General features: G+C 38.2%; 11 protein-coding genes. 3 read left to right on the top strand and 8 right to left on the bottom strand.

Annotated features, from left to right (window positions below; all coding sequences use genetic code 11):
* Positions 1 to 18 precede the first annotated feature (18 nt).
* Entirely contained in the window at positions 19 to 603 is a 585-nt protein-coding gene (locus ACFIKU_RS02330; protein ID WP_375656565.1) for a YqgE/AlgH family protein, read from the bottom strand.
* Positions 604 to 674: 71 nt separating this feature from the next.
* On the opposite strand from ACFIKU_RS02330, the gene ACFIKU_RS02325 reads away from it, so the two are divergent.
* Positions 675 to 1,553: a protein-disulfide reductase DsbD domain-containing protein gene (locus ACFIKU_RS02325; RefSeq protein WP_375656564.1), complete on the top strand. Its 879-nt coding sequence runs from the start codon at positions 675 to 677 to the stop codon at positions 1,551 to 1,553.
* Between the two features lie 27 nt (positions 1,554 to 1,580).
* On the opposite strand, the gene rnhA is transcribed toward ACFIKU_RS02325, so the two are convergent.
* The 4 genes from rnhA to cyoE form a co-directional block, all read right to left on the bottom strand.
* On the bottom strand, positions 1,581 to 2,048 hold the full coding sequence (rnhA, locus tag ACFIKU_RS02320; protein WP_273722978.1) for a ribonuclease HI: 468 nt from the start codon (positions 2,046 to 2,048) through the stop codon (positions 1,581 to 1,583).
* A 5-nt stretch (positions 2,049 to 2,053) separates the two neighbouring features.
* Positions 2,054 to 3,013, bottom strand: coding sequence for a homoserine kinase (locus ACFIKU_RS02315; protein WP_375656563.1), 960 nt, complete (start codon positions 3,011 to 3,013; stop codon positions 2,054 to 2,056).
* Complete coding sequence (gene ispH, locus ACFIKU_RS02310) at positions 3,013 to 4,062, bottom strand: 4-hydroxy-3-methylbut-2-enyl diphosphate reductase (protein WP_375641957.1); 1,050 nt, start codon at positions 4,060 to 4,062, stop codon at positions 3,013 to 3,015. The genes ACFIKU_RS02315 and ispH overlap by 1 nt, the downstream gene beginning before the upstream one ends.
* A 182-nt stretch (positions 4,063 to 4,244) precedes the next feature.
* Positions 4,245 to 5,180: a heme o synthase gene (gene cyoE / locus ACFIKU_RS02305; protein WP_375641985.1), complete on the bottom strand. Its 936-nt coding sequence runs from the start codon at positions 5,178 to 5,180 to the stop codon at positions 4,245 to 4,247.
* Positions 5,181 to 5,524: 344 nt separating this feature from the next.
* Between cyoE and ACFIKU_RS02300 the strand changes: the two genes are divergently transcribed.
* Both ACFIKU_RS02300 and tldD read left to right on the top strand, forming a co-directional pair.
* Complete coding sequence (locus ACFIKU_RS02300; RefSeq protein ID WP_375641956.1) at positions 5,525 to 6,064, top strand: invasion associated locus B family protein; 540 nt, start codon at positions 5,525 to 5,527, stop codon at positions 6,062 to 6,064.
* 109 nt (positions 6,065 to 6,173) lie between these two features.
* Positions 6,174 to 7,598, top strand: a complete 1,425-nt coding sequence (tldD, locus tag ACFIKU_RS02295) for a metalloprotease TldD (RefSeq protein WP_375656562.1) — start codon at positions 6,174 to 6,176, stop codon at positions 7,596 to 7,598.
* A 543-nt stretch (positions 7,599 to 8,141) separates the two neighbouring features.
* Here tldD and ACFIKU_RS02290 read toward each other — a convergent pair.
* Genes ACFIKU_RS02290 through dxs form a run of 3 tightly spaced genes read right to left on the bottom strand, consistent with a single transcriptional unit; the run spans position 8,142 to position 12,059 of the window.
* A complete protein-coding gene (locus ACFIKU_RS02290) occupies positions 8,142 to 9,395 on the bottom strand; it encodes a class I SAM-dependent RNA methyltransferase (RefSeq protein WP_375641954.1) in 1,254 nt (417 codons plus the stop codon).
* Complete coding sequence (locus ACFIKU_RS02285; protein ID WP_375641953.1) at positions 9,392 to 10,135, bottom strand: TlyA family RNA methyltransferase; 744 nt, start codon at positions 10,133 to 10,135, stop codon at positions 9,392 to 9,394. The genes ACFIKU_RS02290 and ACFIKU_RS02285 overlap by 4 nt, the downstream gene beginning before the upstream one ends.
* Positions 10,136 to 10,151: 16 nt before the next feature.
* On the bottom strand, positions 10,152 to 12,059 hold the full coding sequence (dxs, locus tag ACFIKU_RS02280) for a 1-deoxy-D-xylulose-5-phosphate synthase (protein ID WP_375656561.1): 1,908 nt from the start codon (positions 12,057 to 12,059) through the stop codon (positions 10,152 to 10,154).
* Positions 12,060 to 12,077: the final 18 nt, after the last annotated feature.

Genomic DNA, 12,077 nt, shown 5'->3' with positions numbered 1-12,077 from the left:
AAAAGCTTAGAAAAAACTCTACGCGTGTCCCATTTCAGAAGCAAGATAAGTTGGATCGATACCCATACGTGTTAAACTCTTATCATACTTGCAGCTTAAATCGCTTTCAAAAAGAAAACTAGGTGATGTAGAACTGATGAGCCAACCATTTGTAGAAATTTCTGCCTCAAGTTGCCCCGCTTTCCATCCAGCATAGCCTAATGCTACCAGTGCATGTTGCGGACCTTGTTCGCAACTGATTGCTTTTAATATATCAATTGTCGCAGTAAAACAGACCTTATCTGCAATAAAAACAGTTTCTTCACAAGCATAATCATCTGAATGAAGGACAAAACCACGCGAAGGATCAACAGGACCACCATAGCGAACTGGAAACTGTTTTATTGGTTCAGAAAGGCTTTTTTTTTGGCCACTGTCTATGATTCCCAAATGAAGCAAAAGCTCTGGAAAATCAATATGATGCAATTGATTGAGAATAATGCCCATCGCACCGGCATCAGAATGCGCACAAATATAAATAACAGAACGAATAAAGCGTTTGTCATTCATTCCAGGCATTGCTATGAGTAATTGTCCACCTAAAAAGCCATTACACCGCTTCATTAATCTGTTATTCTCCATAATTTACATGATAAAAGTTTGTTCATTTAGCACACTAGGAAAATAAAACTCCAATGAAAAAAAGTTATATATTTAAAAATTTACAAAATATCGCAACTTTCTTTTATAAAAAGCTTTTCATTACTTTAAGCTTAACATTCATAGTTTTAGAATTACTTAACATTCCTGTAAATGCTCAAACAGAACAAAAACTCCAGCTTTTCGCAACATCTTGGTATGAATCAGATGGTGGTCGTATCCGATTAGCGATCACTGAACCTTCTCTTTCTGGAATAAGAGAAGGCATTATTGAGATTGTTCTTAAACCAGGATGGAAAACTTACTGGCGTAATCCAGGTAATTCTGGCATGGCACCGTTTTTTAATTTCAATCAACAGGTTTCTTATGAAATCTTTTATCCTACTCCACAGCTTTTTGAAACAGAAAATGATTGGTCATTAGGCTACAAAGATAAAGTAATATTGCCCTTCAATCTTTCTGGTTCAAGCAAAAATTTAAGTGGTGCTTTCACTCTTGGATTATGTAATAAAATCTGTCTTCCATTTACTGTTAACTTTGATTTTTCGCCATCTGCTCTTAAAAATAAACATCTTCCTGCTTCCTTCTTAAAAAATGCCCAAGATTCTTTGCCCCGCATGATGCAGAATGCACTAAAAATAAGTGCCGAAAAAAATAACAGTACGCTTCTTATAAAAATACAAAATAACAACAAAACCACTCCTTCCGCTCTCTTTTTAGATGGAGGAGAAATGCAAATTGGAGCAGCAAAAAAAGTCAGTGATAACGCAGAATATACACTCTTCAGTGCTCCACTCTATTTTGCACCAGAAGAAATAAACCAAAAAATTTTTTATACAGTTTCTTTTAAAGACCACGCCTTAAGTGGAACATTCATATTCCATACACAGCCAAACCCTCTTGCAACTCCGTGATAAAAGAAAAAAGCTCTCAAACAGCAATTATGCTGGAAAACGTCCATTTTCGCGATATTGAGTAATTGCTTTGCGAGCAAGGGTATCTGCGCGTTCATTTTCTGGATGTCCCGCATGCCCTTTTACCCAGTGCCATCTGACTGTATGACAAGAACTAGCATCCTCAAGAGCTTGCCATAGCTCCATATTTTTAACAGGATTTTTTGATGCGGTACGCCAATTATTCTTTTTCCAATCTTCAATCCACTTAGATATACCGTTACGCACATAAACTGAGTCTGTATAAAGGTCGACCAAACAAGGCTCTTTAAGCGCCTTTAATGCACAAATTGCCGCCATGAGTTCCATTTGATTGTTTGTCGTATGAACCTTACCACCATAAAGCTCACGTTCATGGCCATTCCAGCGTAAAATTGCTCCCCAACCTCCAATTCCAGGGTTCCCTGAGCAAGCACCATCTGTATAAATTTCAACGATTTTTTGTTGAGTTGCCATAAAATTTAAAAACCTAATTCACTTAGCGAATTTACATTACTGAAAAAACAAAGCTTGTGCCAATACTCCCATGGATCTTTCTTAATAACAAAGCTATTAGGCGGTGTATTAAACCAATCATAAAGACGTGTGAGTAAGAAACGCAAAGACGCACCACGAGCTAATAAAACAATCTTGTCCAATTCTAAAGGGATCAATGGTCTTATTTTTTGATAATTTTCCAATAACTTACGTGCTTTGGTAAGATTATAGGAATGATCAGGTTCAAAGCACCAAGCATTTAAACAGATCGCTAAATCATAAGCAAAAAAGTCATTACAAGCAAAATAGAAATCTATTATTCCAGAAAGACGATGATTCACAAAAAAGACGTTATCATTAAATAAATCTGCATGAATAATGCCTATTGGTAAATTGAATGGCCAATTTTCCTGTAAAAAAGCCAATTCCGACTCAATTTTTTGTCCAAATTCTTTTAACAATGCATCTTCTTTGGTTTGACAACGTTGCCACAATACCTGCCAATCCATAACAGAAAGAGTATTTTTACGACTGAGTGTAAAATCCTGTCCTGCTAAATGCAATTGTGCGAGCCCCGTCCCCACTTCACCACAATGATCTATATTGGGCTGGCGGACCCACTCTCCTTCCAGAAAAGTAATAATAGCGGCAGGGCGTCCTGCTAGTTCACAGATCATCATTCCATTATTTTGAATAACTGGTTGAGGACAAGGAATTCCACGCTGCCCTAAATGCTGCATCAAGCGACAAAAAAAAGGTAAATCATCTTTTGAAATACGCTTTTCATAAAGCGTTAAAATAAATCGCCCTTGTGTTGTCTCTAACATAAAATTAGAATTTTCAATCCCCTCCTCTATACCTTGATAAGACAAAAGTGATCCTATTGCATAACGTGTTAAAAACACTTTTAAATCATTTAAATGAATATCTGTATAAACGGCCATTATTCTGCTTTCGTTGTAGATATGTCTGTATTCTGATTTTTTGCATTATTTGCTTGACCATTGACGAAAGCCATATCTTGAGACGTTAAAATGACGTCACGTAATTCGCGACTCACTAAAAATTTTTCCGTTTCCACCGCTGTTTCAGCTAATTCTATTGTGACATCATAACGCTCACGAAATGCGGAAATAATTTCATCAATAATAATTTCAGGAGCCGAAGCCCCTGCTGAAAGACTGACAATAGAAAGAGCTTTTAGGTTTTCAAAATTAATTTCATCAGCGCGCTGAACTAAAATAGCTTGCCGCGCACCAGACTTTTCGGCAACCTCTACTAAACGTCGTGAATTAGAAGAATTTGGCGCTCCAACAATCAAAAACAAATCACTCCCCTTTGCTGCTGCCTTAACCGCGTCTTGTCGATTCGTTGTAGCATAGCAAATTGATTCAGCCGCTGGAGCTGCTAATGTAGGGAAACGTTGTTGTAATATATCGAGAATTCCTGCAGTATCTTCAACAGAAAGCGTTGTTTGTGTAACAAATCCTAATTTATCTGGATCATTAGGTTGATAATGCAAAGCATCTTCTATCGTTTCAATAAGCGTTACAGCCCCTTCTTCAAGCTGTCCCATTGTCCCTATCACCTCAGGATGACCAGCATGACCAATCAATATAACATGACGACCATGACGTTGATGTCGTATCGCTTGTTTATGAACTTTCGAAACCAATGGACATGTTGCGTCGAGATAAAACAAATTATAGCATTGCGCTTCTTCTGAAACAGATTTTGGTACACCATGAGCAGAAAAAACAACCGGTTGATTGCGATGTTCTTCTGGAATCTCATTAAGTTCTTCGACAAAAATAGCTCCCCGTTGCTGTAATCCCTCGACCACGTAACGGTTGTGTACAATTTCATGACGAACATATACTGGAACACCATATTTTTTTAATGCAAGGAGAACAATCTGGATAGCACGATCAACCCCTGCACAAAATCCACGTGGACCACAAAGACGTATCGTTAAAGGGGGAAGTCCAGACATAAATCATCCTTAATTTCTATAGTGTTAGCTATATATTCAAATAACCGGTCATTATACACGAATAAGCAATGTAAAAAAACTGGCAATAGCATCTTTTGCATAAGAACACACTCTATCGCATTTTCTTACGACATTTTCTTGCAGCAAAGCTCTTTTAAAATTTGCTTTTTCATTTCACAAAACTAAAGAGCGATAAAATACCAAACAAGAGATTCAATCAAAAGAACTCCAAAGATAGCTGCCAAATAAAGTAATGAAAAGAAAAACAGTTTTTTTGCCATCAAAATAGTTTCATTATGTGTATCAGTTTTCCACAAACGATAGGCAAAATAGACAAAGATAATGCTTAAAATTATTGAAAAAATACCATAAAAAATTCCGCCAAGACCAGTAAAGCAAGGAGCAACAGCGCATAATGCCATCAAAATAGTATAAAATAAAATCTGTTTTTTTGTTGAATGTTCACCTCGTACATTGGGCATCATAGGGATACCGGCAGCCTCATAATCAAGAGATGAAAATAAAGAAAGAGCCCAAAAATGAGGGGGGGTCCACATAAAAATGATTAAAAATAATAAAAAGCTATCAATACTCACTGTTCCTGTTGTCGCGGCCCATCCAATCATTGGTGGAAAAGCCCCAGAAGCACCACCAATAACAATATTTTGTGGTGTGATACGCTTTAACCAAATTGTATAGATGACGACATAAAAGAAAATCGTAAACGCAAGAAAAAATGCTGCAAACCAATTAATGAAACTCCCCATAACCAATACCGAAAGCATAGAAAGAACCATGCCAAAAATAAATGCTTTTCGGGAACTGATTTTACCCATAGGAATAGGACGCTTTTTGGTCCGTTCCATCACGGCATCAATGTCAGCATCATACCACATATTCAATGCTCCCGCACCACCACCACCGATGGCAATACATAAAATCGCTAAAAAACCATACAATGGATTGATAGGAACAGGCGATACAAGCAAACCAACCAGAGCTGTAAAGACCACAAGAGACATAACACGTGGCTTTAATAGTGTGATATAATCACCAATACCGGATTTTGGTGGCGTTGATTTACCATTCACAACCGATAACTCTCCTGAAACTGACATTCCGCTCAAAGCCCTTTTCCATTTCTGTCATTCACAAACCAATATTATCTGACAAATATTATCTAGCGTATGGAAATAACCAATTAAGACCAATCGTATTTTTGAGAAAATATGAAATACCTCTTTCGCACATATCTCCTAAAAATAGATAGAAATATTGGCAACGAAAATACATTTTTTCAATCAACATGCTCTCCTACATTGCAAATGTATCATAAAAATATATCCTATGGATTAATATATTTGGGTAAATACTGATTTTGTGTTATAGTTTTTTTATAGGGAATTCATTTTTTATGTAAATCTATGCATGGTTGTGGGTGTTGAGTCGGATAGGATTTTCTGTGATACTTTATAAATTACTCAAAAAAACTTTTTTTATTGGTGTTGTTTTTTACACATTTTATAATAGTTTTATCAGTCATGTATTTGCACAAACACCCTATGCGCAAAATGTTCCTGCTCCACAAACCTATGGTGCATGGACAAAAGTTTGTTCTCTACCACCAGGTACACCTAACATGCAGTGTGAAGTTGTACAAAACGTTCATACACAAGGTCGTCATGATATTACCTTGCGCGTTACATTTTATAAACTTCCTCAAAAGCAAGGTGCTTTGATGCGTGTTTTTGTTCCGATTCGCGTCGAATTACGCCCTGGCGTTGGAATTAAAATTGACGATAAAAATATGGGCAGAATGGAATATCGTCGTTGTCTTGGTGATAATTGTGTTGCTGAAGCCTTTCTTAAAGAAGACATATTGCAGCTCTTTTTAAAAGGAAAAATGGCAACCTATTTTATCTTTACAACTCCTGAACAAGGGATTGGAGGTTTTGTTGACCTTCATGGTCTTGGTGACGCCTATGCAACCTTACCGACATGAATAAAATCGATACACTTTAAACGATTAAAATCTCATCGTTTATTTTGAACGCTTCTTAAATTAGATTAATAAAAATCTTCTAAGTCCCCATAAAAATAGGATAATTCTTATGAAATCGCTGATTGATCATTTTGATATTGCTTCCTCTAAAGTGCAATCACTGGTACAGGAAACGCTTCATCATGCAGATGATGGTGAGCTTTACCTTGAGTATACAGAAAGCGAAGCTCTTTTATTTGATAATGGACAACTTAAAAACGGCTCATTTCATCAAGATATGGGATTTGGACTACGCGTTGTTGCTGGAGAGGCTACTGGATATGCGCATTCTAATGAGTTATCAGCAGCTGCACTAAAACGTGCCGGTGAAGCAGCTAAAGCTGTCACCTATAATAATCATACAGGAACTTATAGCATAGCACCTCAACAAACAAACAAGAGACTTTACCAACCGCAGAATCCCCTTGATGCTCCATCATTTGAAGAAAAAAGTGCTCTTTTGCAAAAAATTGATGCCTATTTACGTGCTAAAAATGATAAATTGCATCAAGTGACTGTTTCTCTTTCCGGCTCGTTACAACATGTTGAAATTTTACGTGCAGATGGTTATTTGGTTCGTGATATTCGTCCCCTTGTGCGACTTTCTATATCTGTAGTCGTAGCTGAAGGCAATCGACGTGAAAATGGTTTTTATGGGTGTGGAGGGCGACAAGCATTTAGCCAATTTATTCATGAAGACAATTGGAAAAAAGCTGCGGATGAAGCCTTACGTATGGCTTTAACAAATTTAGAAGCAGAAGCAGCGCCTGCTGGATCTTTTGATGTTGTCTTAGCCAATGGATGGCCTGGTGTTATGCTCCATGAAGCCGTAGGTCATGGTTTAGAAGGTGACTTTAACCGTAAAAAAACATCCGCTTTTGCTGGACTTTTAGGACAACAAGTTGCGGCAAAAGGTGTTACAGTTGTTGATGATGGAACAATTCCACAATGTCGTGGCTCTCTCACTGTCGATGATGAGGGAACCCCTTCAGGATATAACGTTCTCATTGAAGATGGAAAGCTCGTTGGTTTTATGCAAGACAGGCTTAATGCACGGCTTATGGGGGGTAAATCAACAGGAAATGGACGGCGTGAATCTTATGCTTATGCACCAATGCCACGAATGACCAATACAATCATGCTAGGAGGTGATAAAACACCTGAAGAAATCCTTTCTTCTCTCAAACATGGTATCTATGCTGTTTCATTTGGTGGAGGACAAGTTGATATTACTTCTGGAAAATTCGTCTTTGAATGTACTGAAGCATACCGAGTAGAAAATGGTAAAATTGGCGCACCAATCAAAGGCGCAACTCTTATTGGAAATGGACCGGATGCTATGAAACGTATTACAATGATTGGTAATGATAGTAAACTTGATAATGGTATCGGTATGTGTGGAAAAGCTGGACAAAATGTCCCTGTTGGTGTCGGTCAACCTCATCTTCGAATCAATAATATGACAATCGGTGGAACTGCGCTTATAAAGGAATGAGCTTTCTCATTTCTCCCCAATATTGCCTCCTTCTGATCTATTACGACAATTTTGTGGGGGGCTTTACAGTGAATTGATTTATAAAGATAATCTACCGTTGTTCGTATTGCATTAGAACCTTGAATACCATAAGATTTTCTCATTTCAAATCTGTATCTGTTGAATCAATCAAAATCATTCGTTTGTACGTTACAAGCGGAGAGAGTTATATGGATAAAAACTGTACAAGAAAGGACTAAAGATTCCTCTTATGAACCTTCTCAAGTACCAAGAATTTTAGAAACATCGGGAGATGGCAAATGTAATGAGGGCACCGGTTTGGTTAGATACATCTTCTTCATAAGACCTTAGTCTTTTGTGTGGGGTAACTTATCTCTTATATTTCATAATAAAAAAGTTTAAAATAAAAAACATTTTTTACATTCAGTGCTCTTAATTCAATGAGAAAAAGGTTATTACTGTAGATAAATTTTGGAGAGATTTTTATAATAATACTCAAGTAAACTTTTAAAAAAATCTTCATGGCATTAAAAAAATTTTAGGCTAAAACTTCCAACCTTTCTTTTTTTTCTTTTTGCTCAAAACAGCAACAATTTCGACATGTGGTGACCATAAAAATTGATCAATCGGTATGATCTTTTCTACTGTATACCCCCCTGCAACAAGGAGAGATAAATCACGAGCAAATGTAGTAGGATTACAGGAAATTGCCACAATACGAGATACTGTTGCCTTTGCTAATTCACGTACTTGTTTCTCTGCACCAGCGCGTGGAGGGTCAAAAACTACACACTCAAAACATTCAAGTTCCTTTACAGAAAGTGGATGTCGGAAAAGATCACGTTTTTCACAAGTGACCGTTTTTAAACCGGTCGCAAAACGTGCTGCTGTATTTAGATTTCTTAATGCATCTTCATTGTTTTCTACTGCATGAACATTCATCTTTTTTGCCATACGCAAGGTAAATGTTCCTACCCCTGAAAACAAATCAACAGCATTCTTTGTTTTTTTTAAATGAGTCAAAATAATATTGCCCATTATATTTTCAGCTTCGCACGTTGCTTGAAGAAAACCACCAGAAGGAAATTCAACACGGACATCTCCAAAGTAAATCTCTGGTTTTTCTCGTTCAACTAAAACTTCACCGTCAACAGATAAACGTATAATTCCATATGAAAGAGCAGCACTGATCATTTTCTGACGAAGTGATTCATGATGTACAATGCAACCGCTTAAAGCAACATCTAAACCATTTTCAACACATGTTATCGTAACATGAAACCGTTTGGCAGAGCTGCTTAGAAAAGCACAGAGCTCTCTGATATTATGCAACTGAGAGATAAGCTCTGGACGGCTTACTGGACATTCCTCAAGAGCTACAATCTCATGAGAGAGATAACGGTTAAAACCAACTTTTTGCCCCTGTGGTGTCATGGATGCTGTTAGAGTAATCCGCCGTCGGCTATAAGGTTTACATTCTATTAAAGGCGCAACAACATTATTAAGTCCATACTTTTTAAGCGCATCAACAACCAATTGTTGTTTCCATACGCGATAAGCATCCATATGCCAATGCTGAAGAGTACACCCTCCACATTCTCCAAAATGCTGACAAAGAGCATCAACGCGTTCTGATGATTTTTCTTTTAATGCTATATATGTTGCATATTTTCCATGAACAGTAATTTCAGCACACTCTCCTGGTAAAGTAAAAGGAACATAAACGAAGCCGTGAGACGTCTTAGCAGTACCATAACCATTTGCTACGATATGGTCGATTATGACATTGTCATTCACTCTTGTTTTTCTCCAAATAGTAAATATTCCACGTTGCCATCTCCACCTGTAATAGGGGAAGAAATTAGACCTTTTGAACACCACCCTGTTTGTGTATTTAACCAAACAAAAAGCGCCTCAGCAGTTTCTTTAGCTATTGATGGATTTAATATTCCTCTCTTACTAAAGTGTTTACGACCAAGCTCAAACTGAGGCTTTACCAGTAAAACAGCTTGGGCGCCCTTTTTGGCTAAAGACAAAACAGGAGGCAATGCAAGTTTGAGAGAGATGAAGCTAACATCTGAAACGATAAGATCAATTTCTCGCCCGCCTAAATGTTTCTGTTGAAAATCTCTAACATTCAAGCCTTCTAATAACGTTATAGCACTGTTGCCCAATAAGCGTTTATCAAATTGATGGTGCCCAACATCAACGGCAATTACATGAGCTGATCCACGCTCTAAGAGAACTTGTGTAAAACCACCTGTGGACGCACCAACATCAATGGCCGTCACTTTATCTGTTATAATCGGAAATGCATCAAGTGCAGCAATCAATTTTAACGCTGCCCGAGAAACATAATTCTGCGCTGGATCACAAACAGCAATCTCTGCATCATCAAAAACGATTTGCCCAGCTTTGAAAACGATTTCGCCGTTAACTTTAACAGTTTGACGCACGATAGCATCACGTGCGCGTGAACGTGTCGTAAAAAAGTTTTTTTCAACTAAAAGAATATCGAGTCTTTTTCTGATAGCCATCTCATACTCGATTTTTTTATCCTGTTCGAATCTCGCGGCCTAAAGCAGTAAAAACCGTGTTGACAATACCCATAGCATCAAGCCCGATAGTTGAGAGAACTTTTTCTGGTGAACCATGATTCAAATATTCATCAGGAAGTTTTAGTGTACGAACTTTCAAACCATGCTCTAAGAGCCCTTCTTGCGCTAAAAATTGTAATATATGCGCTCCAAATCCACCGATTGCTCCTTCTTCAATTGTCACCAATACTTCATGCTCACGTGCCAAACGACGCATCAAATCCTTATCTAAAGGTTTTGCAAACCGTGCATCTGCAACCGTTGTAGAGAATCCTTCAGCCTCTAACGCATCAGCAGCTTGCAACACTTCTGACATCCGCGTTCCAAAACAAACCAAAGCGATCTTATTTCCTTCATGCAGAACACGCCCTTTTCCAATTTCTAATAACTCACCACGTTGCGGTAAATCTATACCAATCCCCTCACCACGCGGATAACGAAAAGAAATTGGTCCCTGATCATAAGCTGCAGCTGTACGCACCATATGCATCAGTTCAAGCTCATCAGAAGGTGCCATAACAACAAACTCAGGAAGAGTGGACAAAAAAACAATATCAAAACTTCCAGCATGTGTTGCACCATCTGCCCCCACAAAACCCGCTCGGTCAATAGCAAAACGTACTGGTAATTTTTGAATTGATACATCATGAATAATTTGATCATAAGCACGCTGTAAAAAAGTAGAATAAATTGCAACAAAAGGCTTATACCCTTCACAAGCAAGTCCTGCCGCAAAAGTTACGGCATGTTGCTCAGCGATACCAACATCAAACATTTTTTCAGGAAATTTTTCTGCGAAAACATCAAGGCCCGTTCCTGTTGGCATCGCCGCTGTTATGCCAACAATCTTATCATCATGACAAGCTTCTTCTATTAAAGCTTTAGAAAATACCTTGGTATAAGGTAGAGTATTACTTGATGCTTTAACCTGTTTTCCTGTCGTAACATCAAAACGATTAACACCATGATATTTATCAGACGAGGCTTCTGCAGGTGGATATCCCTTTCCCTTATGGGTTACAACATGTACCAAAACAGGACCATTAGGATATTCACGAACATTTTTTAAAACAGGCAATAAATGCCCCAAATTGTGCCCATCTATGGGTCCAACATAATAAAAGCCGAGCTCATCAAATAAAGTTCCCCCAACCAAAAGTCCACGCGCAAATTCCTCTGAACGACGTGCCTTATCCAAAAAAAACTTTGGCAATTTTTCGCTCAACATCTTTACGCGTTCACGCAAATGACGATAAGAAGGACGAGATACTAATCGTGCAAGATGTGCACTCATAGCACCTGTAGGTGGTGCGATAGACATATCGTTATCATTAAGAACAACAATCAAGCGTGCATTCAAAGCACCAGCGTTGTTCATTGCTTCATAAGCCATACCCGCAGACATTGCACCATCACCAATGACAGTTATGATATTGCGTCTTGTCTCTGCTTTCAAAGCACTTGCCACCGCCATGCCAAGACCCGCTGAAATAGAAGTAGATGAATGCCCCGCTCCAAATGGATCATACACACTTTCTGAACGTTTTGTAAAACCCGACAATCCGCCCTCTTGACGTAATGTGCGAATTTTTTCTCTACGCCCCGTTAAAATCTTGTGTGGATAGGTTTGATGACCAACATCCCAAATAATCCTATCCTCTGGTGTATTAAAAATATAATGTAATGCAACAGTGAGCTCAACAACACCAAGTCCCGCCCCAAGATGACCACCTGTTACAGAAACTGCATCAATTGTTTCGGTCCGCAACTCATCAGCCAACTGTACCAAATCAGACTCAGGCAATGCCCGCAAATCTTGCGGAAAACAAACACGGTCAAGCAATGGTGTTAAGACCTGAGACAAAAAAAATCCTTTCTATTA

The organism is Bartonella sp. CM120XJJH, assembly GCF_042194715.1.
Taxonomy (GTDB): Bacteria; Pseudomonadota; Alphaproteobacteria; order Rhizobiales; family Rhizobiaceae; genus Bartonella.
This window is presented reverse-complemented; position numbering and strand designations above follow the sequence as displayed.